Origin of the sequence: Micromonospora sp. WMMA1947, from assembly GCF_027497355.1 — a bacterium.
Classification (GTDB): Bacteria; Actinomycetota; Actinomycetes; order Mycobacteriales; family Micromonosporaceae; genus Micromonospora.
This window is the reverse complement of record NZ_CP114909.1, coordinates 5,727,587-5,749,744: the sequence shown is the minus strand read 5'-3', so window position 1 is coordinate 5,749,744 and position 22,158 is coordinate 5,727,587. Positions and strand designations below refer to the sequence as shown.

The window sequence follows — 22,158 nt, the reverse complement described above, 5'->3', positions numbered from 1 at the left end:
GAGGCCAAGATCAGTCAAGAGCGTGGGTGGCGCTGCTTGACAGTTGGTCAAGTCTCAAGCGTTGGGGCAAGATTCCTGCTGCCGTCGCGTTGCCAGCGACGGAACAGGCCGTAGATCGTCTGCCAAGGGCCGTATTCGACCGGGACGTCACGCCAGGGCGACCCGATCCGGATCCGCCACCTGATCCCGTCGATGAGCTGCCGTTTCTCCCACTTCGGCGGCCGACCCTTCGCCGACGTGGCAGGCAGCGGTGCGGCGAGGCGCTGCCACTGAGCGTCGGTGAGGTCGTGCCGCCTCGTCACCGCTACGCTGGCCACGAGGTCTCCGGTATTCAGGTTTGCTTGGTCGCTAACCCACTTACCGGAGACCTCTTTAGATGCCGATCATCGCCACGCCGGGACCTTCACCGCCCGCGCCGCCCCGCCAACCAGCACTGCCGCCACCGCTACCGTCACCAGCACCGGCAGGGAGCGTTGCCACGTTGCGTGGTACATCCCGCAGGTGGCGTTTGGCTGGCCCCGACAGTCCGCCGGCAGACGATAGATAATCCAGTCGCCGTCCAGCCAGCCAATGAGGTGGGTAGAGAGCTGAAACCGTCCGGTCGGAATCATCCACCCAATCGCCTCGCTGCCCAGCCAGAGCAGCAGCACAACGATGCCCACCCCGACGATCGGCGGGCGATCGAGCGGCAAGGCGAGCCGATCCGCGATGCCTCCGATCGCAAAGCCGACGCTCGTGCCAAACGCGGCCAGGCCGAGCCCTCGCAGGCCGACGCCAACGGTGCCAACCCAGAAAGCGTGATCGATCTCGTCAGAGGGACTGAGGGTGCGATAGCCGACCGCCAGCGTGACGCCCAGCAGGACCAACATGACGGCGCTGACTCCGACGGTGATGAGCAGCGAGCGCCACAGCGAGCGCACCACCGCGCCGACGATCACCGACCAGAGCAGCAACAGCACAGCAGCGCTCTGCAACGTCTGACGGATCTCGCCGCCGTCATCGCTGAACTCCTGACTGCCGGCCGAGGCCACAAGCCTCCACAGGACTGGCAGCAGAGCCGTGACCACCGCGAGGGAAACAAGCACGACCCTTCGACTGCGGTCGGGTGCTTCCACAGCATCGATTATTGACCACCCGTCCGCCCGTCCTGGCGAGAGATTCAGGCCCAGTCGTCTACCAGGTAGCCGAGGGTGGTGGCGCCGATGACCAGACGTCGATAGCTGGAGGCTGCCACCCGCCACGACAAGTTGGCCGTCCGGTTACAGGCCGTCCTGACGATCACGATCATCAGCGGATGACTCTGACCGACATATGAAACACGCCTCAGGCGCAGTTCCGCAGCCCATCTATTGGCTGGTATCCCCGCCCACCTTCGGGCCGACGTGACGGCCGCCACGTGGGATCCGAGCCGACGTGGAGACGGTAGGATTTCTGCTCCTGCACGGAACGGGGCCGTGCTCGGCCGGTCGCGCCGCTTCGGCCTCGCCGGGCGCCGTGGCGTCCGAAACGAAGGATGGACACCCCGAATGCACCAGCGGATCCTGCTGCGAGCCCGCAAGGGCCCGTTCGACGTCGTCACCGCCGAGGAGACCTACGAGCGGGACTGGATCGGCAAGAACAGCGGCAACCTGGTCTTCAGCCACGCCGCGCACAAGCTGCTGGCCACCTCGACGGCGGAGATCACCCCGTCGCGGTTCCGGGCGGACCCGCGCGATGCCGACGAGATCAACGAGAAGTACGACGTCTTTGTGATCCCGCTGGCAAACGCGTTCCGCCACGACTACGCGAACCGGCTGACCTCGATGGCCCGGCTGATCGAGCGGCTCAAGATCCCGGTGGTGGTGCTCGGGGTCGGGGCGCAGACCGACGTGGACGGCGGCCTGGAGTCCCTGCGCCCGATCGACGAGCCGGTGAAGGCGTTCTGCCGGGCGGTGCTGGACCGGTCGCACAGCATCGGCGTACGCGGCGAGATCAGCGAGAACTACCTGCGTTCGCTGGGTTTCTCCGCCGTCGAGCAGATCGGCTGTCCGTCGATGTTCCTGCACGGCGACAGCCTCCGGGTCGAGAAGGCGAAGGCGACCCTGAACACCGAGGACCGGCTCGCGTTCGTCATCTCGCCGTACGTCCGCGCGTTGGCCCCGCTCGTCCGCCACCACCACCAGCGCTACCCGAACCTGTGCTACATCGCGCAGGGCCTGTACGCCCTCGGCACCCTGCTCTACGGCGACGCACCGAACTTGCGCGGCAAGACCGACGACATGCCCATCCACACCTCGCACCCGCTCTTCGCCGAGGACAAGGTGCGGATGTTCATGGACCCGTGGCCCTGGATGGAGTATCTCTCCGGGTTCGACTTCGCCTTCGGCACCCGGATCCACGGCACCATCACGGCGCTGATCTCCGGCACTCCCGGGTATCTCCTCGCACACGACTCGCGCACCCTGGAACTGGCCCGCTACTTCGGCATCCCGCACCGGCTGATGCGCGACGTACCGGCCGACCTCGACGCCGCCCAACTCTACGAGGAGGCCGACTACACGGCCCTGAACGAGGGCCACAAGGAGCGCTTCGCGCGGATCAGCGCGTTCCTCGCCAAGCACGACCTCGGCCTGTCGTTCGCCGACGGGGACAGCGCCACCCGCTTCGACGAGCAGGTCCGCCGAACCGTCTACCCGCAGGCGGTCCGGCCGGCCTCCTCCTACACCACCGACGAACTGCTGGCGCGCATGCAGTGGCTGCGCGACGAGAACCAGACGCTGCAGCAGAAGCTCAAGACGCGCCGCGCGCAGCCGTTGCGCGAGCAGGTCAAGCAGGCGGTGGGCGGCCGGGTCCGCCGGATGCTGTCGCGCTGACGGCCGCAGGCCCGGGATAGCCGACGTCGATCACCCGCCGTCCGGCCCGCACCCTGCCGCGTCCAGCAGCGGTTCCGCCGGGTACGCGCAGTGCATGGCGAAGCTGCGTGTGTACGCCCCCGGCCCGTCCTCAAAGCGGCCCCGGGCCGCACGCTTTGCCGCCCCGGCGCGCGCCGGCCGCTGCCGCCTTGGCGATGCCTGATGCCCGGCGGCTGGTGCGGACATCGAGAAACCCGGCAGGCCGCCGCAGAACGACAGACAGTTGATCGTTGGTGGGCCGGCAGCCGGCCGGGCCGCTCGGCCACCAGCCCGTGTCGCGGGAGAGGCGCACGTCGGCCGCGTCGGTGAGGTGGCACTCGGTGAGGTCAGAAGTTTCGTGGCCGGTTGCGGTGGATGGTGTTTGACTCTGCTCGTGATCGATGGCGGGAAGCTGCGTGCGTGTCTCGTGGCCCATTGGGGACTGGTGAACGCGGCGGTTCAGGTACACAACGGCGGAATGAACTCGGCGACGTGGTTCGTCTCCGAGGGCGGTGAACGGTGGGTAGCCAAGGCAGTTGCGCCGGGATCGCGCCGGCCCTTCATCGGCGGCCTTGAGGTCGCGGCTCATGTCGAGAGGGCAGGCGTTGCGGCTGGCACCCCGCTGGTGACGAGGCGCGGAAGCATCGTCGTCGACGTCGACGGAGTGCCGCTCGCGTTGTTGAACTGGGTCGCAGGCAGCGGGCTGATCGGCAGGAGGCCGGACGAGCAACGGCTGATCGGGGCAACCCTGGCGCGGGTGCACGCAGCACTCAGAAGCGTGACGATCAAGGATGCCGACCGGTTCCACTGGGTCGATCCGCGGGCGCCGCATCTGCTGGTCCGTCCTTGGGTCCAACCCTCCGTGGCGGCCGCCCTTGCCGGTTACGAGGCGCTTGATGTCGGGTCTTTGTCGTGGGGCCTGTTACACACCGATCCGGCTCCAGAGGCATTCCGGCTCGACCGCAAGTCGGGAGAGTGCGGACTGATCGACTGGAGTATCGCGATGAGCGGTCCGCTTATGTACGACCTAGCATCGGCAGTGATGTATGTCGGCGGAATCGATAACGCGGACTACCTGGTGGAGGCATACCTGGAGAACAAGACGATGACGCGCGCCGAGGTGGAACACGGCTTGCCGGCCATGCTCCGGTTTCGCTGGGCGGTGCAGGCCGACTACTTCGCCCGCCGCCTTGTGACCGACGATCTGACCGGAATCACGAGCATGGCCGACAACGACGTGGGCTTGGAGAATGCGCATCGATGGCTCGACCGCCTGGCGGCCAAAGAGCCTTCCGGGGCACGCAGGGGGCATGCGACAGCGTGAAACGTCGGTAACCAGCCACCACCAGGACGAGCCGGGCCGAGCTCTTTCGGCAATTTCCTGCGTCCGCCCCGGGATTCCGTCCTACTGGTTGCAGCGCGACTCAGCCAGTGCGGACAGGGAGGGGCTCGATCATGAAGATCGTCGTCATCGGTGGCAGCGGGCTCATCGGCTCCAAACTCGTGAAGATCCTCGGCGCCCAGGGCCACGAGGCGGTGCCGGCGTCGCCGAAGACCGGCGTGAACACGCTGACCGGTGAGGGGGTGGCGGAGGCGCTGTCCGGCGCCGACGCGGTTGTCGACGTGTCGAACTCGCCGTCGCTCGAGGGCGGCGCCGCACTGGAGTTCTTCGAGACGTCCACGCGTAACCTCCTTGCCGCCGCCGCGGACGCCGGGGTGGGGCACTACGTGGTGCTCTCCGTCGTGGGCTCGGAACGGCTTCCGGACAGCGGCTACATGCGGGCGAAGGTCGCCCAGGACAAGCTCGTCACCGCGTCCGGGCTTCCGTACTCCCTGGTGCACGCCACACAGTTCTTCGAGTTCCTGCAGGGCATCGTCGACGCCGCCACGGACGGCGACACCGTGCACCTCGCGCCGGTGCTGATCCAGCCGATGGCGGCGGACGACGTGGCGGCCGCGGTGGCCGACGTCGTGGTCGGCGCGCCGGCCAACGGTGTGGTCGAGGTCGGCGGTCCGGAGCAGTTCCGCCTCGACGAACTGGGACGATCCACCCTCGCGGCCCGGCAGGATCCTCGATCGGTGGTGAGTGACCCCGGCGCCCGGTATTTCGGTGCCGCGCTGTCCGAACGCTCGCTCGTCCCCGCCGACGGCGCCCGCATCGCCGCCACCCGCCTCGACGACTGGCGGACGCGGGCGACCCACGGCCGGTAGCTGTCCGGGAGCGGATGCGAGGGGCGCCGGTGTCCGTCGCGCGGAGCTACGCTCCTTGTTCCGAAACTTTCGGTGCTGTGTCGGTTCAGGAATCCGCAGTGTCGTCAAGCGCTCGTGCTGGCAGCGGGCCTGTTGACGGATGCCGGAGCACTTAGTAGCCTCAGCGCACAAAATCATGGCATGCAAATATCTCGATAAGTTTCGGAGGCGGCGACCTCACCGGCCGCGGGACAACGGCTGACCCGTCGGTGGGGCCACCCGTCGGCTTCTGCCTGCGCGCCGCCGCCGGCGAGAACCCACCACCACCCCACCACCGCTGCTCACGATCACACCGCTGGAGGGCCGTTGAAACGCGTCCGGACCACCGCCACAGCAGTTATCGCCGCCGCCGCGCTCCTCCTTGCCGGTTGTGGGGGATCAGACGGCGAGTCGGACTCGAAGACCTTCGAGTTCTGGTCGTTCGCCAACATCAACCAGAAGGCCGACGTCGACGTCTACACCAAGGCGCACCCCGATGTGCGCATCAAGCTCACCGAGGTGGGCAGCACCACCGAGACCGCGCAGGCGCTCACCGCCGCGCTGGCCGGCGGCAAGGTGCCCGACCTGGTGCTCATCCAGGCCGACGACCTGCCGAAGTTCATGCAGTCCCCGGACAACTTCGTCGACCTCACCACGCTGGGCGCGAACGACATCAAGGGCAACTACCTCGACTGGGTGATGGCACAGTCGACGACGAAGGACGGCAAGATCATCGGTGTGCCGACCGACGTCGGCGGCTTGGCGGTGGCCTACCGTACCGACCTGTTCAAGGCGGCCGGCCTGCCCACCGACCGGGACGAGGTCTCCAAGCTCTGGCCGACGTGGGACGAGTTCATCAACGTCGGTAAGCAGTACGTCCAGAAGACCGGGAAGCCGTTCGTGGACAACACGCCCACCAGCGTCTTCTTCCAGGCGGTCAACCAGGGCAGCCAGCGCTACTACAGCGCCGACCGCCAGCTCGACTACGACAACGAGCAGGTCAAGGCGGCGTTCGACGTGACGCTGAAGGCCTTCGGCGCGGGCATCTCCGCCAAGCAGGGGTCGTTCTCGTCGGGCTGGACCGCGGCGATGAAGAAGGGCGACTACGCCGTGGTGTGCTCGCCGTCCTGGATGCTCAGCCAGATGAAGACGAACGCCCCCGAGACGAACGGCAAGTGGGACATCGCCACCATTCCCGGTGGCTCGGGGAACTGGGGCGGCAGCTTCCTCGCCATCCCCAAGCGCGCCAAGAACGCGAAGGCGGCGTGGAACTACATCAACGAGATGCAGTCGCCGAAGGGCCAGCTGGACCACTTCCTGATGCAGGGGTCGCTGCCCACCACGCCCTCGGTCTACACGGACCCGCAGCTGGTCGGGAAGACCGACCCGTTCTTCAGCAACGCGCCGATCGGCAAGATCTACACCCAGTCGGTGATCGGGATCAAGCCCTTCTACTTCGGGCCGCAGGACGGTCCCATCGGCACCGAGTTCCTCAACACGCTCACCAGCGTCGAGCAGGGCAAGGTCAACCCGGCGAACGCTTGGGACACCGCGCTGAAAAACGTCAAGAACGCCGTACGCGAATGACGGAGGGCTGAGTGCGGCGGCCGGGCCGGGCCCGGCCGCCGCCCATCGGGAGGGTGACGCCTTGACCACCATGCTCGGCCCGGCCCCGGTTCCACCGGACGTCCGCAGGCCCGCTCGCAACCGGCGGATCCAGCAGGGCGTACGGGAGTTCCTGGCGCCGTACGCGTACATCTCGCCGTTCTTCGTACTGTTCCTGATCTTCGGCCTGTTCCCGCTGCTGTTCACCTTCTACATCTCGCTGTTCGACTGGGATCCCATCGGCGAGCACCGCTTCGTGGGGCTGGACAACTTCTCCGAGCTGCTGGACGACCCGCGTTTCTGGGGGGCGCTGCGGAACACGTTCAGCATCTGGGTGCTCTCGACGGTGCCGCAGTTGCTCCTGGCGCTCGGCCTGGCGCACCTGCTCAACCACGCGCGGCTGCGGCTGGCCGCGTTGTTCCGGATGTCGGTGCTCGTTCCCTACGTCACCTCGGTGGCGGCCACGACCATCGTCTTCGCCCAGATGTTCGACCGTGACTACGGCATGATCAACTGGTTTCTCGGGCTGCTGGGCTTCGCGCACATCGACTTCACGGCGTCGCTGTGGGGCAGCCACATCATGATCGCCACGATGATCGCCTGGCGCTGGACCGGATACAACACACTGCTGTACCTCGCCGCGCTGCAGGCGGTGCCCCGGGAACTGTACGAGGCCGCCGCCGCCGACGGCGCGAACGGCTGGAGACAGTTCCTGCACATCAGCATCCCCTCGTTGCGGCCGATCATCGCGTTCACCGTCGTGACGTCGACCATCGGCGGGCTGCAGGTCTTCACCGAGCCGCTGCTGGTCAACCCGGTGGGCGGACTCACGTGCGGGGCGGCACGGCAGTGCCAGACCGTCACCCTCTACCTCTACGAGCAGTCCTTCGGGCAGTTCCACTTCGGCTACGGAGCGGCGGTCGGCGTCGCGCTCTTCGTCATCGTGGTGGCCTTCTCCGCCCTCAACTATCTGCTGACCACCCGAATCCGTTCGGAGCGCCCATGAAGCCCGTAGCACCGACCGCCGCGCCCCGGCGGGCCCGGCGGCGCCAGGCCAACCGCGTCTCGATCCCGGTGTACGCGCTGCTCACCCTCATGGCGCTCGTCAGCGTCTTCCCGCTCTACTGGATGTTCGTGGTGGCGACGACGGACTCCGCCACCGCGACGACGCTTCCCCCGACCCTCACGCCCGGCGGCAACTTCCTGCACCTGGCGGAGCTGGTCTTCACCATCGTGCCGTTCGTACAGTCCCTGCTCAACAGCGTCATCGTCGCCGGCACGATCGCCGTGGGCCAGGCGGTGCTCTGCGCGTTGGCCGGATTCGCCTTCGCCAAGCTGTCCTTCCCGGGCCGCAACACGCTGTTCCTCATCGTCGTGCTGACCATGACGGTGCCGGCGCAGCTGGCGGTGGTGCCGCAGTACCTGATCATGTCCCAGTTGGACTGGGTGGACAGCCTGCAGGCGGTGATCGTTCCCGGGCTGGTGAGCGCGTTCGGCATCTTCTGGATGCGCCAGCACATCGGCAGCACCATCGACGACGAGCTGATGCAGGCCGCGCGGGTGGACGGCGCGACCACCTGGCAGATCTTCTGGCGGATCGCCTTCCCGCTGGTCCGGCCGGCGGCGTACGTGCTGGGGCTGTTCACGTTCGTCTACGCGTGGAACGATTTCCTGTGGCCGTTCATCGTCCTGAAGTCGCCGGAGAACTACACCGTCCAGATCGCCATCAAGGCGCTGCAGCAGAACCGGGACATCGATCTGGGCCTGGCCATGTCCGGCTCCTTCCTGGCCACCATTCCGCTGCTGGTGTTGTTCGTCTTCGTCGGGCGCCGTCTGGTGCAGGGAATCATGGAAGGCGCGTTCAAGGGGTGAGGTCCCGTGCCGTCCCGTCAGCCGGCCGGCCGGTAGTCGAACCAGTCGAACCTGGCGGTCCCCTCGGTGACGTACATGCCGATGACCCGGCCGGTGAACCCGGACGCGACCTCGGTGGACAGGTAGCGACCGTCGAGTTCCGCCAGACACGACCAGCCGTCCCCGGTCTCGACCTCGAAGCTGATCGTGTCGCTGCCGGCGGCCGTGACGCCCACGTAGCCCGCCTGCGCCAGAGCGTCGGACGAGGTGACGGTCGGGGGCAGCACGTCGGTGGTCCGGATGCTCAGGGCCACCGTCACCGCCCCCGCCGGGACGGGACACTCCCCGAACACCTGACGGAACGGCCCGACCCGGCCGATGACCCGCGCCTGTCCCCGCGCGATCTCCAGGTCGTAGTGATGGGCCTCGTCGATCCGGACGGTCAGGCCGGATCGGCCCGAGCCGGGATCGACGCGGGCGCTGACCCGGCAGTCGTGGTGCTGCTGGCGGCGGCCGACGACGGTGGCGCCAGCGCGGTCGAGGCTGTCGCCGGTCGCGTGCAGGGTCAGCCAGCCCGGCCGGTCGGTCAGCGACCACGCCGAGGCGGGCCGGTCACGGGGAGAGATCCACTGTGCGCCCAGCCGATCGTCGTCGAAGTCGTCCCGGTCCTCCCACCGGCTGGTCCCCGCCTCGCCGGTCCCGGACGAGACGGGGTCGACCACCGGCCAGCCGTCGACCCAGCGCACCGGCACCAGGAACGTCTCCCGCCCCAGGACGTGGTAGGGCGGCCACTGACCCCGAGGGCGGATGCCCAACAGGACCATCCACCAGCTGCCGTCGGTGGCCTCGACCATGTCGGCGTGCCCGGTCGCCTGGACCGGCCGGTCGGTGCCGCGGTGCGTCAGGATCGGGTTGGCCGGTCCGGGCTGGAACGGCCCGCGCGGCGAGCGCGCGCGGGCGACGCTCACCGCGTGGCCGGTGTGGGTGCCGCCCTCCGAGACGAGCAGGTACCACCAGTCGCCGACCCGGTACAGATGCGGCGCCTCGGGGTACTGGCCGCCCGTGCCCGACCACATCGGCACCGGCCCCTCGAAGACCTCTCCGGTACGCGGGTCGATCCGGTACGACTCGACCCCGGACACCGTCATCCAGCAGGTGCCGTCGTCGTCCCACGCCAGCGACGGGTCCACGTGGGGCAGGTCCAGGTAGACCGGATCCGACCACGGGCCGGCCGGATCGGTCGCCGTGACGATCAGGTGCCGGTCGAGCGTGACGTTCGTCGTGACGACCCAGAACCGGCCGTCGTGGTGGCGGATCGTCGGCGCGTAGATGCCTCGCGAGGCAAGCGTGTCGGCGGGCAGCCGAAGCTGATCGGCGCGGTCGAGCACGTTGCCGATCTGCCGCCAGGTGAACAGGTCGCGACTGTGGAAGATCGGGACGCCGGGCGTGTACTCGAAGCTCGAGCACACGAGGTAGTAGTCGTCACCGGCGCGGCAGATGCTCGGATCGGGCCAGAAGCCCGGGAGGATCGGGTTGCGGTAGCCGCCGTCCGCGGGCTCCGGTTCCATTTCCGCTCCTTCTCGTACGGGCACGGCATGAGTGTCGATGTCGCGTACCGCCCCGGGCAACCCGCGCGGGGCGGCGGCTCCGGAACCGGGGACGGCCGATGACGAGCCTTCGCCGCCGACTGCCCGGCCGGCTTCGGCGCGCCCGTGGCAGCCCGTACCCCTTCACGGTGCGGCGCGGGCTGCGCGTGCCGATGGACGACGGCGTCGAGCTGGTCGCCGACCTCTACCTGCCGGCCGGCCCGGTGGAACCGCCGCTGCCCACGATCGTCGTCCGCTCGCCGTACGGCCGGTACGGCTCGCTCACCCACGCGCCGGCGCTGGCCGGCGAGGGGTTCACGGTGCTGGTGCAGAGCTGCCGCGGTACGGGTGGCTCCGGCGGCACCTTCCGGCCGCAGCTCGACGAGCAGCGCGACGGCATGGCCACCCACCGGTGGGTACGCCGCCAGCGGTGGTTCACCGGCACTGTCGCGACGTACGGCGAGAGCTACCTCGGCTACACCCAGTGGGCCGTGGCGGGACGGATGTGCCGGGACGATCCCGGGAACGCCCCGGATGCACTTTGCCTGAACGTGACGATGGCCGACTTCGGCGCGGTCACCTGGACCAACGGCGCCTTCTCGCTGGGCGGCTCGCTGGGCTGGTCGCGCCTGATGGCCCTGCGGGGCATGCGCGGCGCCCTGGTCCGGGCGCGGCTCGCCCGGCGGCCGGACCGGAAGCTGGCCGAAGCCTTCGACGTCCTGCCGCTGTCGCGCGGCGACTCCACCGTGGCGGGCCACCCGATCGGCTGGTACCAGGACTGGCTGGCCCACGAGAAGCTCACCGACGACTACTGGGCCCGGCAGTCGCACACCGCGTCGGTGCCGGACGTCACCGCACCCGTGTACATGGCCACCGGCTGGTACGACCTGTTCCTTCCCTGGCAGCTGCGCAACTACGCCCAGCTCGCCGCCGCCGGTCGCCCGCCCCGGCTGACCATCGGCCCGTGGGGCCACCGCGGCGAGCAGAGCCCGTTCCTCGCCGAGTCGGTCGCGTTCCTCAAGGAACTCTTCGCCGGCGCGCCGGCGGCCCGGCCCGCGCCCGTACGCGCCTTCCTGACCGGCGCGGACCAGTGGCGCGACCTGTCCGCGTGGCCGCCGCCGGGCACCGCGGCGCAGCGGTGGTACCTGCACCCGTCCGGGCTGCTCGACCCGGCCCGCCCCGACGGCGGCGGCACCCGCTACACCTACGATCCCGATCGGCCCACACCCGCACTCGGCGGTCCCGGCCTGGGCCCGTCCTGCGGGCCGGTCGACAACAGCGCCCACGAACGCCGTACGGACGTGGCAGTGTTCCGCAGTCCACCGCTGGATCGCGCTGTCGTCCTCGCCGGGGAGCCGATCGCCCGCGTCCGGTTCCGCTCGACGGCGGCCAGCGCGGACGTGTTCGTCCGGATCTGCGACGTGCACCCCGACGGCCGCTCGATGAGCGTGTGCGACGGCATCCGCCGCATCGGCGGCGCCGGTACCGCGGCCACCGACCCGCGGCCCGACGAGGACGGCTTCGTCGAGCTGGAGGTGCCGTTGTGGCCGGCGTTCCACCGCTTCGCCGCCGGCCACCGCGTCGCGGTGCAGGTCAGCTCCGGGGCGCATCCGCGCTACGCCCGCAATCCCGGAAGCGGCGAGCCTGCCGCCACCGCGACCACGACCGTACGGGCGCACCAGGAGATCTCCCACGACGGCGCCCGCCCGTCCGCGATCGACCTGCCGGTGTGCACGTGACCGGGGACGGGCGCGCCGAAGGCATCTCGACCAACCGACAAGGAGGGCTCCCGGATGGCATCGGTGTTCCATGTGGCGACAAGCGGTTCGGATCGCGCCGCCGGCTGCGCCGAGCGGCCGTTCCGGACGATCAACCGGGCCGCGCGCGTCGCGCAGCCCGGCGACACGGTGGTGGTGCACGCGGGGGAGTACCGCGAGTGGGTCAAGCCACGCCACGGCGGTCTCAGCGACTCCCGCCGCATCACCTACGAGGCGGCGCCCGGCGAGCACGTGGTGATCAAGGGATCGGAACGCGTCACCGGCTGGGAGCCGCTCGACGGGACGGTGTGGCGGGCGGTCGTCGACAACGCGCTGTTCGGCTCGTTCAACCCGTTCGCCGAGGAGGTGACCGGCGACTGGATCGTCTACCGCCCGGGTGCGCCGCGCCGGCACCTCGGCGAGGTCTACCTGAACGGCCTGAGCTTCTTCGAGGTGGGGAGCCGGGCGGAGGTCGACGATCCGCCCCGGCGTACCGAGGTCGTCGACGACTGGACCCGGGTGACGCAGCCGATCGGCGACCCCGACCAGACCCGGCTCGTCTGGTACGCCGAGGTCGGTGAGCGGACGACGATCTGGGCCAACTTCCAGGGCGCCGACCCGAACACGGAACTGGTCGAGATCAACGCACGCCGCAGCGTCTTCTACCCCGACCAGCCGCACCGGGACTACATCACCGTCCGTGGCTTCGAGCTGGCGCACGCGGCCAGCCCGTGGGCGCCGCCGACCGCCGACCAGCCCGGCCTGATCGGGCCCGGCTGGGCGAAGGGGTGGGTCATCGAGGACAACGTGATCCACGACGCCAAGTGCGCGGCGATCTCGATCGGGAAGGAGGGCTCGACCGGGCAGAACTTCTCGGCGCTGCGCGGTGACAAGCCGGGCTACCAGTACCAGCTGGAGTCGGTCTTCGCGGCCCGCCGGATCGGGTGGGACCGGGAGCACATCGGCTCACACGTGATCCGCCGCAACACCATCTACGACTGCGGCCAGAACGCGATTGTCGGCCACCTCGGCTGTGCGTTCTCCACCATCGAGGACAACCACATCCACCGCATCGGCGTGAAGCGCGAGTTCTACGGGTACGAGATCGCCGGCATCAAGCTGCACGCGGCCATCGACGTGGTGATCCGGCACAACCGGATCCACGACTGCTCGCTCGGCACCTGGCTGGACTGGCAGGCGCAGGGCACCCGGCTGTCCCGCAACGTCTACCACGACAACTCCCGGGACCTCTTCGTCGAGGTCAGCCACGGCCCCTACCTGGTCGACCACAACATCTTCGGCTCGCCCGCCGCGCTGGAGCTGTTCAGTCAGGGCGGCGCCTTCGTCTGCAACCTGATCTGCGGCACGGTGCGGCTGGAGCCGGTGATGGACCGCGCCACGCCGTACCACCTGCCGCACAGCACGCAGGTCGCCGGGTACGCGGTCGTCTACGGCGGCGACGACAGATACGTGGGGAACCTCTTCCTGGGCGGCGACCCGGGCGCGGCCTACGGGCCGGGTGCGGAGGGCGAGGGGCCGGCGCTGGTCGGCACCGCCGGATACGACGGCCATCCGGCGTCGTTCGAGGAGTACCTGGCCCGCCTCGCCGACCAGCCGCCCAGCGACCAGCAGAAGTACGCCGACGTGAGACAACCGGTGTACGCCCGCGCGAACGCCTACGCCGCCGGGGCCCGGCCGTTCGACGGTGAGCGCGAGCCACGGGTGCTGGGTGCCGCGTCGGCGACGGTCGTCGACGACGGTGACGGGGTCTGGCTCGTCACCGACCTTCCCGGCGCGTTCGACGAGGCGCGTGTCGGTGTGGTCACCGGCCGGGACCTGGAACGGGTCCGGTGCGCCGACGCGGATTTCGAGGAGGCGGACGGCAGCCCCGCCGTCATGGACACCGACCTCACCGGTGCGCCCCGGCAACCCGGGCGGGACGGCGCGGTCGGCCCGATCGCGGGCCTGGCGTCCGGGACGCGCCGTACCCGCGTCTTCTGACGGCGGACCCGCGCGGACGTGCGGCCACGGTGACGACCGCGGCCGCCCGTCCGAGGCGAAGACGGAGACGGTGGCGCCGACGTACCGGCGCCACCGTCTCGTACCGGTTGACCTCAGCCGCGTGCGGCCCAGTCGCCCAGGGCCCAGTCGCGGACCTCGGGCATGTCCTCCAGGTGTTCCACCACGTACGTCTCGTGGCGGTCGAGCTGACTGCGGCACCACGCCTTGAGGTCCGCCGCGCCGCGCGGGAGACGCTTGGCGTTGTTGATGGCGTCCATCACGAGGTGGTAGCGCGACGCCTTGTTGCGCACCGTCATGTCGAACGGGGTGGTGGTCGTGCCCTGCTCGATGAAGCCGCGCACGCGGAACCGGTCCGCGTCCGGGCGGCCGTGGACGAGCTGGTGGATCGCGCCCGGGTAGCCGTGGAACGAGAAGACCACGTCCACGTCGTCGGTGAACAGCTCGGTGAACAGGGTCTCGCTCATGCCGTGCGGGTGGTCCTTCGGCCGGACCAGCGTCATCAGGTTGACGACGTTGACCACGCGCACCTTCAAACCGGGCAGCCGGTCCCGCAGGATCTGTGCCGCCGCGACGGTCTCCATGGTGACGACGTCACCGGCGCAGGCGAGGACGATGTCGGGGTCGCTGGTGCCGTCGTCGGTGCCGGCCCACTCCCAGATTCCCGCGCCGCGGGCGCAGTGTTCGATCGCCTCGTCCATGGAGAGGTACTGCAGCTGCGGCTGCTTGTCGATGACGATCAGGTTGATGTACGACCGCGACCGGAAGCAGTGGTCGGCCACCGACAGCAGGGTGTTGGCGTCCGGCGGCAGGTAGACCCGGGCGACGTCGCCCCGCTGGGTGAGCACCACCTGGATCAGGCCCGGCCCCTGGTGGGAGAAGCCGTTGTGGTCGTTGCGCCACGCCGTCGAGGTGAGCAGCACGTTGAGGCTCGGCACCTTCGCGCGCCACGGCAGGTGCTTCGCCTCCTGCAACCACTTGCCGTGCTGCACCGTCTGGGAGGCGCTGACCATGGCGAATGCCTCGTAGGTGGCGAACATGCCGTGCCGGCCGGTCAGGTTGTAGCCCTCCAGCCAGCCGTGGCAGTTGTGCTCGCTGAGCACCTCCATGACCCGGCCGTCGCGGCTGATCGCCACGTCCTCCGGCGTCACCCGCTCCATGAAGGCGCGGTCGGAGACGTCGAAGACGCCGCCGAGGCGGTTGCTGTTGGTTTCGTCCGGACAGAACAACCGGAACCGGTCGGCGTTGCGCGTGTAGATGTCGCGGATCATCTCGCCCAGCTTGCGCGTCGACTCGGCCCGCTGCTGCGCCGGCCGGGGCACCTCGATCGCGTAGGAACGGAAGTCCGGCAGGTCCAGGTCCCGGGTCAGCAGGCCGCCGTTGGCGTGCGGGCTGGCGCTCATCCGCAGGTCACCGTCGGGGGCCTGGTCCCGGATCAGCGCCACCGGCGCACCGGTGGAATCGAACAGCTCCTCCGGACCGTACGACCTGAGCCAGCGCTCCAGCAGCGCGAGGTGCTCCGGGTTGTCCTTGACGCCGGACAGCGGCACCTGGTGCGACCGCCACGTCCCGGTGACGGTGACCCCGTCGACGGTGTCCGGGCCGGTCCAGCCCTTGGGCGACCGCAGGATGATCAGCGGCCAGGTCGGGCGGGTTCCGTCCCAGGAACCGTCACGGGCGGCGGTCTGGATGTCGCGGATCCTCATCCAGGCGGTGGCGAGGGCGGCGGCGAAGCGGTGGTGCATGCCGGGCAGGTCGGAGCCCTCGACCTCGATGACGTCGTAACCGTGGCCACGCAGGAGGTGGCGGACCTCCTCGGGGTCCTTGCGCCCCAGCACCGTGGGACCGGAGATCTTGGCGTCGTTGAGGTGCAGGATCGGCAGGACCGCGCCGTCGCGTCCGGGGTTGAGGAAGGACACGCCCTTCCAGGAACCCTCCAGGGGCCCGGTCTCGGCCTCACCGTCGCCCACCACCGCGATGGCCAGCAGGTCCGGGTTGTCCATGACCGCGCCGAACGCGTGGACCAGGACGTAGCCCAGCTCACCGCCCTCGTGAATGGAGCCGGGGGTGGTCACCGACACGTGCGACGGGATGCCACCCGGGCTGGAGAACTGCCGGAACAGGCGCAGCATCCCGGCCTCGTCCTGGCTGACCGCCGGGTAGATCTCGCTGTAGGTGCCCTCCAGGTAGCCGGCGGCCACCAGCGCCGGGCCGCCGTGACCGGGACCGGCCAGGTAGATCGCCTGCTGGCCGGTGCGGCGGATGAGCCGGGACACGTGCGCGTAGATCAGGGACAGACCGGGGCTGGTTCCCCAGTGGCCGAGCAGACGCGGCTTGATGTGCTCGGCCGCCAGGGGCTCGCGCAGCAGCGGATTGCCCTGCAGGTAGATCTGCCCGATGGTCAGGTAGTTGTTCGCCCGCCACCACGCGTCCAGACCGGCGAGTTCGGTGTCGTCGAGTTCGGCGAGCGTACGGAGTTCGGATTCGACCGTGGTCACCGTGCTTCCTTTCACTGATCTCGTCCTGTCCGGACTCAGGTTAGGACCAAACGGGATCGGCCGCGGGGGGCCGCAGGCCGCAAGTCGAAGGACCTTCGGCCCTCGGCTGCGACCGCCGCGGCGCTCCGGGCGAGCACGTTCACGGCGTACCTTCCGCGCGTTGCTCGATGCCCAGCAGCCTCCGACCCTCCATGATCAGGCTGCCCGGGTCCACCACCAGGCGGTACCCGGCCCGGCCCCGGGCGTGCCGCCTACGAGATCCGGTTACGGCTGATGGGCCGGGTGCCCGCGCCGTCCGGCCGGAGGTGGAAGCCCCACACCCAGGTGCCGTCGGCGGACCGGAACACAAGCGTCCGCCACGCGGGCGTGCCGGTGGCTACGTGACCCGTTGCCGGGGCCGGCGAGGTGCGGTCACGGCGCCGGGTGCGGCGCCGCGGCCGGGCTCGCGCTTGGCCCGCTGGATCTGCTCGTAGACGTGGGTCCGCAGTTCGGTGAACCGGGGCAGGGCCCGGGTGGTGAGCTGGTCGCGTTCCCGCGGGAGGTCGATCGCGAGGTCCTCCTGCACCCGGGTCGGCGAGTTCGACAGGACGAGCACGCGCTGGCCCAGGTACACCGACTCGTCGATGTCGTGCGTCACGAAGACGGTGGAGATCCCGCGGGTGAGGTGCAGTTCGCGGACGAGATCCTCCAGGTCCGCGCGGGTCTGCGCGTCCACCGCGGCGAACGGCTCGTCCATGATCAGCACTTCCGGCTGGTACGCGATGGCGCGGGCGATCGCCACCCGCTGCTGCATCCCGCCGGACAGCTGCCACGGGTGGCTGCGCGCCGACTCCGGCAGCCCGACCGCCTGGAGGGCGTCGTCGACCATCCGGGCACGTTCGGCGCGGGAGAGCTTCTTGTGGCGCAGCGGAAGCTCCACGTTGCCGCGGACCGTCAGCCACGGGTAGAGGCTGCGGCCGTACTCCTGGAAGACCACCGCCATCGCCGGGCTCGGGCCCGTCACCGGCGATCCCTCCATCTCGACGAGGCCGCTGGTGGGCCGGAGCAGCCCGGCGAGACACTTCAGGAGGGTGGTCTTCCCGCAGCCCGAGGGACCGACGACGCACAGCAGCTCACCCGGGTCCATGGTGAAGCTGAGGTCCCCGATCGCCTCGACTTCGCCCCGGCCGGAGGCGTAGACCTTCCGCAGGTGCTCGACCCGCAGCAGCGGGCTTCCGTCAGGCACGGGTGACCTCCTTCATTCCGTGGTACCAGCGCAGGACACGGCGTTCGACGACACCGAAGACCACGGCGAGGACGACGCCGATGAGGCCGAGCAGGAGGATGCCGCTCCACATCTCCGCGATGAGGTAGTTCCGCTGGAAGTAGGCGATCCGGTAACCGAGGCCGGCCGACGACGCGAACATCTCCGAGATCACCATGAGGATCAGGGCCACCGAGAGCGCCTGCCGTACGCCGGTCATGATGCGCGGACTCGCCGACGGGAGGATCAGCCGCCACAGCCGGTCCCACCGGGAGATCCGGAACGAGTACGCGGTCTCGGTCATCACGCTGTCGGTCGCCCGTACGCCTTCGATCGTGTTCAGCAGGATCGGCCAGATCGCGCCGGAGGTGATGACGACCACCTTCATGGTGTCGGTGATGCCGAGCAGGAGCATCGCGACCGGGATCAGCACGGGCGGCGGAATCGCGCGGAAGAACTCCAGCAGTGGCTCGAGGATCTCGCGGAGCGGGCGGAGCCGGCCGATGACGACGCCGGCGGCGACGCCGAGGAGGATCGACGCGAACAGGCCGATCATGAGCCGGTACAGACTCGGCAGGACGTCGTCAACGAACGCCGGGCCGATCCAGGTCTGCCGGAACGCGTCGAGGAGCGCGCGGGGGCCGACGAGGAACCGGTTCGTCGACCGGGTGGACCAGACGGCCCAGAGCCCCACGAGCAGGACGGGCAACCCGACCGCCGACAGGACGTTCTCGGCGACCCTGACGCCCAGGTCGCGGGGACGGGCCCGGCCCGCGCCGAGGGCGGTCACCGGGCCGCCTCGTCCCCGAGCACCGACTGGTGCCAGGCCAGCGAGCGGCGTTCGACGAAACGGAACACCACGTTCACCAGCAGGCCGAGGAGCCCGGTGACCACGACGAGGCCGTACAGGCCGACGGCGTCCCCGGAGGAGCGGGAGAGCTCGATCGAACGCCCCAGGCCGGGATTCCCGATCACCATCTCCGCGGTGACGGCCAGGATGAGAGCGACGGCCGCGCCGAGGCGCAGGCCGGTCATCAGGTACGGCAGCGCGGTCGGCAGGACGAGATAGCGCAGGCGCTCGGCGCGGGTGAGGCCGAAGCTTCGCGCGGTGTCCCGGGCGACGGTGTCGACGTCGGCGACACCGTAGATCACCTGCACGAACACCTGCCAGAACGCCGCGTAGACGATGATGACGAGTGCGGCGCGCATCTGCAGGCCGAACATCAGCACGGCGAGGGGGATCAGCGCGACCGACGGCACCGGTCGCAGGAACTCGACTGTCGTGTGCGTGGCGCGACGCAGGAACGGCACCATCCCGACCACGGTCCCCAGTGCCACAGCCGCGAGCGTGGCCAGCGCCAGGCCGATCGCCCACGACGTCATGGTGAGCCGCAGCCGCCGCCAGAACGCCAGGTCACGGACCTCCTGGACCAGCCGGCCGAACACGTCGGTGGCGTACGGCAGGTCGTGCGGGTCGACCAGTCCCAGCGTCGGGATCAGTTGCCAGACGACGAGGAACCCCAGCAGGCCCACGGCACCCAGCAGGATCTTGCGCATCGGCGGGCTACTGCTGCTGGATGAGACGGTCGAAGTCGGGTCGCCGGTCGAGGACGCGGTACTTCTGGGCGAGCGTCGCCAGTTGTTCCAGGCCGGCCCGGTCGAGCTCCCATCCGAATGCGGGGAGCCGGACGGAGTCCGCCACAGGTTCCGGAAGCTCCAGGTTGTCCTTGATGGCCTGGCGGAGGTCCTTCTCGTTCGCCGGATCCTTGGCCCAGGTGAGCGTCTTCTTCATCGCCGCCGAGAAGTCCGCGACCAGGGAGGCGTCGGAGTCCTTCAGCTTGCTCGACGTGATTGTCGTCAGGGTGGTGAGCCCGGGGACGGCGGCCTGGTACGGGGCGACCACGAGGACGTCACCGCGCTTGCGCATCTGGGTGATGAACGGCTCGGTCACCCAGGCGGCGTCGATGTTGCCGGCGGCGAGCTGGGCCGGCGCGTCCGGGAAGGCCACCTCGACGAACTTGATTTTGGTGGGATCGCCGCCGTCCTTCTCGACCGCCGCCATGATCGTGACGTCGCCGGCCGCGCCCAGGCTGTTCACCGATACCTTGCGCCCTGCGAGCTGGGCCGGCCGGGTGATGCCGGACTTCCCCGACGCCACCACGGCGTTGATGTCGTCACCGTCGGCATAGGACGACGCGTAGTTCCCGATGATCACCACACCGAGGTTCTGCAGGTCGGCACGGAACGGGCCGAACGGCTGACCGATGGCGAAGTCGATGTCGCCGTTGATCAACGCCGGGATGGCCTGGGCGCCACCCTGCGCGGGCACCACCTCCACGTCGAGCCCCTGCTCCCGGAAGATGCCCGCCTTGATGCCGCCCCACAGCGCGGCGGTCTCGCTGATCGGCAGCGCCGCCACGCGGACCTTCCGCAGGTCGCCGCTGGACCCGGGAGACGGATCGGTGGCGTCGGAGTCCGTACAGCCGGTCAGGGCGATCGCGACGCCGGCGAGAACAGCGAGGGCGGTGACCTTCTTCATGGACGAGCCCTTCCGTGCGAAGCGCTGGTGCATCCGGAGGAGTGGTGGCGGCGAAGAGAGGTTAACCATCCGACCGCGTCGATCAGACTCATGCAGAGGCGATTGATTGTCAAGAATTCTGATAAGCGAATCGCATTGCGCGCGGAGCGGCCCGACGTCGATGCGAATAGGTCTTGACGCGTGACGATTTTGTGACCAAACTGTGCGGTTGGTGGCACGGTGGCGAAGGGAGCGACGACTTGGCGATCGTGATCGTGGGCGCTGGTATCGGTGGCCTGACCACCGCGCTCAGCCTGCATCAAGCCGGCTTCCGTGACATCGCCGTCTACGAGCGCGCCGCCGCGCTGCGCCCACTCGGCGTCGGGATCAATCTGCTTCCGCACGCCGTCCGGGAGTTGACCGAATTGGGCCTCGGCGAACGCGTGGAAAGGCTGGGTGCCGCGCCCGGAACCCTTGCCTACTACAACCGGTACGGTCAGCAGATCTGGAGCGAACCGCGCGGACGGGACGCCGGATATCGCTGGCCGCAGCTTTCCGTGCACCGCGGCCGGTTCCAGATGGAACTGCTCGCCGCGGTGCGGGAACGGCTCGGGGCCGACGCGGTGCGCACCGGGCACCGGTTCGCCGGCATCCGGGACGGCGTCGCGCGCTTCGAGACGGCAGCCGGGGAGGTGGGCGTCGCGGGTGACCTGATCGTCGGAGCGGACGGCATCCACTCCGAGCTGCGCCGGCAGCATCATCCCGGCGAGGGAGCGCCACTCTGGAACGGGCTGACGCTGTGGCGGGGGACGGCGCGGGCACCCGGATTCCTGGACGGACGGACCATGATCATGGCGGGGGACGCGGAACAGAAGTTCGTCGCGTACCCGATCGGCGCCGGCCTGATCAATGTGGTCGCCGAGCGGCGCGGCCCCGGTTTCGCCGGGCCCAACGCGGACTGGAACCGGGCGGTCGACCCCGCGCCGGTCGTGGCCCTCTTCGCCGACTGGCGCTTCCCCTGGCTCGACGTGCCGCAACTGCTGGCCGCCGCCGACGAGATCCTCGAATACCCCATGGTGGACCGCGATCCGATCGACACGTGGACCCACGGGAACACGACGCTGCTCGGGGACGCGGCACACCCGATGTATCCCAACGGCTCCAACGGGGCGTCGCAGGCGATCCTCGACGCGCGTACCCTCGCCTTCCACCTCGCCACCGCGCCGACGGTGCGGGCGGCGCTCGACGCCTACGAGGCGGACCGGCGGCCGGCGACCACCGCGCTCGTGCTGAGCAACCGGCGGCAGGGCCCGGAACAGGTGATGGTGCTCGCCCGCGAGCGCGCGCCGGACGGGTTCGACCACATCCACGACGTCATCGGACCGGAGGAGCTGACCGAGATCGCCACCGGGTACAAGAAGGCGGCCGGCTTCCTGCCCGCCGACCTCAACGCACGGGCCTCCCTGACGCCGACGGTCTTCTCGGGCGTCCTGCCGTGACCGGCCCGGAACCGCCCGAGCTGGACGCGGCGCGCCTGGCGTCGGTGATCTCACCGCTGCGCCGCACGCTGCTCGCCGCCGCCCGGGCCGCCGAGCACCTGCCGGAGATCCCGGACGCGCAGATCGAGATCGTGCGGGCTTTGCCCCGGGGCACCGTGTCCGGCCCCGGCGAGCTGGCCGAACGACTCCGGCTGAGCCGCTCGACGGTCAGCAACCTCCTGACCACGATGGAGGGCAACGGTCTCGTCGAGCGCCGCCCCCGTCCCGGCAACCACCGCCACGTCGACGTCCTCGCCACCCCGAAGGCCCTCGACCTGTTCGACCGCTTCGACCTGGCGAGCGGAGAGCTGGTCGCCCGCGCCGCGGCCACCCTGCCGGCGGAGGACCGCGCGGCCCTCGCCGCCGCGGTGCCCGCGCTGGAACGCCTCCGCGACGCCCTCGCGCAGACCAAGGACACCCCATGAGTACGCGCCGACGCGCCGT

General features: G+C 69.8%; 18 protein-coding genes and 1 pseudogene. 10 read left to right on the top strand and 9 right to left on the bottom strand.

Annotation, left to right across the window (positions count from 1 at the left end):
- Nucleotides 1-77 precede the first annotated feature (77 nt).
- The 3 genes and pseudogenes from O7604_RS27050 to O7604_RS27040 all read right to left on the bottom strand — a co-directional run.
- Nucleotides 78-317, bottom strand: a pseudogene (locus O7604_RS27050) (transposase); the annotation flags it as partial.
- A 66-nt stretch (nt 318-383) separates the two neighbouring features.
- Entirely contained in the window at nt 384-1,115 is a 732-nt protein-coding gene (locus tag O7604_RS27045) for a hypothetical protein (RefSeq protein ID WP_281578203.1), read from the bottom strand.
- A gap of 44 nt (nt 1,116-1,159) precedes the next feature.
- On the bottom strand, nt 1,160-1,288 hold the full coding sequence (locus O7604_RS27040) for a hypothetical protein (RefSeq protein WP_281578202.1): 129 nt from the start codon (nt 1,286-1,288) through the stop codon (nt 1,160-1,162).
- Nucleotides 1,289-1,526: 238 nt separating this feature from the next.
- Here O7604_RS27040 and O7604_RS27035 point away from each other — a divergent pair, with 238 nt between their 5' ends.
- The 6 genes from O7604_RS27035 (at nt 1,527) to O7604_RS27010 (ending at nt 8,576) form a co-directional block, all read left to right on the top strand.
- Nucleotides 1,527-2,852, top strand: a complete 1,326-nt coding sequence (locus tag O7604_RS27035) for a polysaccharide pyruvyl transferase family protein (RefSeq protein ID WP_281578201.1) — start codon at nt 1,527-1,529, stop codon at nt 2,850-2,852.
- 400 nt (nt 2,853-3,252) lie between these two features.
- The gene (locus O7604_RS27030; RefSeq protein WP_281578200.1) at nt 3,253-4,194 is read left to right on the top strand and encodes a phosphotransferase; all 942 of its coding nucleotides are present in this window, start codon (nt 3,253-3,255) and stop codon (nt 4,192-4,194) included.
- Between the two features lie 131 nt (nt 4,195-4,325).
- The gene (locus O7604_RS27025; protein ID WP_281578199.1) at nt 4,326-5,081 is read left to right on the top strand and encodes an SDR family oxidoreductase; all 756 of its coding nucleotides are present in this window, start codon (nt 4,326-4,328) and stop codon (nt 5,079-5,081) included.
- Nucleotides 5,082-5,426: 345 nt separating this feature from the next.
- On the top strand, nt 5,427-6,686 hold the full coding sequence (locus O7604_RS27020; protein ID WP_269706816.1) for an ABC transporter substrate-binding protein: 1,260 nt from the start codon (nt 5,427-5,429) through the stop codon (nt 6,684-6,686).
- Nucleotides 6,687-6,756: 70 nt separating this feature from the next.
- Nucleotides 6,757-7,710 carry a sugar ABC transporter permease gene (locus O7604_RS27015; protein WP_269707118.1) on the top strand — a complete coding sequence of 318 codons (954 nt, stop codon included), beginning with the start codon at nt 6,757-6,759 and terminating at the stop codon, nt 7,708-7,710.
- Nucleotides 7,707-8,576: a carbohydrate ABC transporter permease gene (locus O7604_RS27010; protein WP_281578198.1), complete on the top strand. Its 870-nt coding sequence runs from the start codon at nt 7,707-7,709 to the stop codon at nt 8,574-8,576. Before O7604_RS27015 ends, O7604_RS27010 begins: the two co-directional genes overlap by 4 nt.
- 17 nt (nt 8,577-8,593) lie before the next feature.
- Here the strand turns inward: O7604_RS27010 and O7604_RS27005 are convergent, their stop codons facing one another.
- Nucleotides 8,594-10,123 (bottom strand): glycoside hydrolase family 43 protein, encoded by a 1,530-nt coding sequence (locus O7604_RS27005; protein ID WP_281578197.1) that lies wholly within the window; start codon nt 10,121-10,123, stop codon nt 8,594-8,596.
- Nucleotides 10,124-10,221: 98 nt separating this feature from the next.
- Here O7604_RS27005 and O7604_RS27000 point away from each other — a divergent pair, with 98 nt between their 5' ends.
- Together O7604_RS27000 and O7604_RS26995 are read left to right on the top strand one after the other, a co-directional pair.
- On the top strand, nt 10,222-11,880 hold the full coding sequence (locus O7604_RS27000) for a CocE/NonD family hydrolase (protein WP_281578196.1): 1,659 nt from the start codon (nt 10,222-10,224) through the stop codon (nt 11,878-11,880).
- A gap of 54 nt (nt 11,881-11,934) precedes the next feature.
- Complete coding sequence (locus tag O7604_RS26995) at nt 11,935-13,899, top strand: right-handed parallel beta-helix repeat-containing protein (RefSeq protein ID WP_281578195.1); 1,965 nt, start codon at nt 11,935-11,937, stop codon at nt 13,897-13,899.
- 113 nt (nt 13,900-14,012) lie between these two features.
- Here the strand turns inward: O7604_RS26995 and O7604_RS26990 are convergent, their stop codons facing one another.
- The 5 genes from O7604_RS26990 to O7604_RS26970 all read right to left on the bottom strand — a co-directional run bounded on the left by O7604_RS26990 (nt 14,013) and on the right by O7604_RS26970 (nt 20,197).
- Nucleotides 14,013-16,415 (bottom strand): phosphoketolase family protein, encoded by a 2,403-nt coding sequence (locus O7604_RS26990; RefSeq protein ID WP_281578194.1) that lies wholly within the window; start codon nt 16,413-16,415, stop codon nt 14,013-14,015.
- 376 nt (nt 16,416-16,791) lie between these two features.
- Nucleotides 16,792-17,640, bottom strand: coding sequence for an ABC transporter ATP-binding protein (locus tag O7604_RS26985; RefSeq protein WP_281578193.1), 849 nt, complete (start codon nt 17,638-17,640; stop codon nt 16,792-16,794).
- The gene (locus tag O7604_RS26980; RefSeq protein ID WP_269706809.1) at nt 17,633-18,448 is read right to left on the bottom strand and encodes an ABC transporter permease; all 816 of its coding nucleotides are present in this window, start codon (nt 18,446-18,448) and stop codon (nt 17,633-17,635) included. Before O7604_RS26980 ends, O7604_RS26985 begins: the two co-directional genes overlap by 8 nt.
- Nucleotides 18,445-19,215, bottom strand: coding sequence for an ABC transporter permease (locus tag O7604_RS26975; RefSeq protein WP_269706808.1), 771 nt, complete (start codon nt 19,213-19,215; stop codon nt 18,445-18,447). The genes O7604_RS26980 and O7604_RS26975 overlap by 4 nt, the downstream gene beginning before the upstream one ends.
- 7 nt (nt 19,216-19,222) lie before the next feature.
- Nucleotides 19,223-20,197: an ABC transporter substrate-binding protein gene (locus O7604_RS26970; RefSeq protein WP_281578192.1), complete on the bottom strand. Its 975-nt coding sequence runs from the start codon at nt 20,195-20,197 to the stop codon at nt 19,223-19,225.
- Nucleotides 20,198-20,445: 248 nt separating this feature from the next.
- Here O7604_RS26970 and O7604_RS26965 point away from each other — a divergent pair, with 248 nt between their 5' ends.
- Nucleotides 20,446-21,675 carry a flavin-dependent oxidoreductase gene (locus O7604_RS26965; protein ID WP_281580012.1) on the top strand — a complete coding sequence of 410 codons (1,230 nt, stop codon included), beginning with the start codon at nt 20,446-20,448 and terminating at the stop codon, nt 21,673-21,675.
- Nucleotides 21,672-22,139: a MarR family transcriptional regulator gene (locus tag O7604_RS26960; RefSeq protein WP_269706806.1), complete on the top strand. Its 468-nt coding sequence runs from the start codon at nt 21,672-21,674 to the stop codon at nt 22,137-22,139. Before O7604_RS26965 ends, O7604_RS26960 begins: the two co-directional genes overlap by 4 nt.
- Nucleotides 22,140-22,158 lie beyond the last annotated feature (19 nt).

Bases quoted from the DNA above. Each gene is read 5' to 3' on its own strand.
- O7604_RS27040 (WP_281578202.1), bottom strand. From the start codon at position 1,288: ATGATCGTGATCGTCAGGACGGCCTGTAACCGGACGGCCAACTTGTCG.
- O7604_RS27035 (WP_281578201.1), top strand. From the start codon at position 1,527: ATGCACCAGCGGATCCTGCTGCGAGCCCGCAAGGGCCCGTTCGACGTC.
- O7604_RS27025 (WP_281578199.1), top strand. From the start codon at position 4,326: ATGAAGATCGTCGTCATCGGTGGCAGCGGGCTCATCGGCTCCAAACTC.
- O7604_RS27015 (WP_269707118.1), top strand. From the start codon at position 6,757: ATGCTCGGCCCGGCCCCGGTTCCACCGGACGTCCGCAGGCCCGCTCGC.
- O7604_RS27010 (WP_281578198.1), top strand. From the start codon at position 7,707: ATGAAGCCCGTAGCACCGACCGCCGCGCCCCGGCGGGCCCGGCGGCGC.
- O7604_RS27005 (WP_281578197.1), bottom strand. From the start codon at position 10,123: ATGGAACCGGAGCCCGCGGACGGCGGCTACCGCAACCCGATCCTCCCG.
- O7604_RS27000 (WP_281578196.1), top strand. From the start codon at position 10,222: ATGACGAGCCTTCGCCGCCGACTGCCCGGCCGGCTTCGGCGCGCCCGT.
- O7604_RS26995 (WP_281578195.1), top strand. From the start codon at position 11,935: ATGGCATCGGTGTTCCATGTGGCGACAAGCGGTTCGGATCGCGCCGCC.
- O7604_RS26975 (WP_269706808.1), bottom strand. From the start codon at position 19,215: ATGCGCAAGATCCTGCTGGGTGCCGTGGGCCTGCTGGGGTTCCTCGTC.
- O7604_RS26970 (WP_281578192.1), bottom strand. From the start codon at position 20,197: ATGAAGAAGGTCACCGCCCTCGCTGTTCTCGCCGGCGTCGCGATCGCC.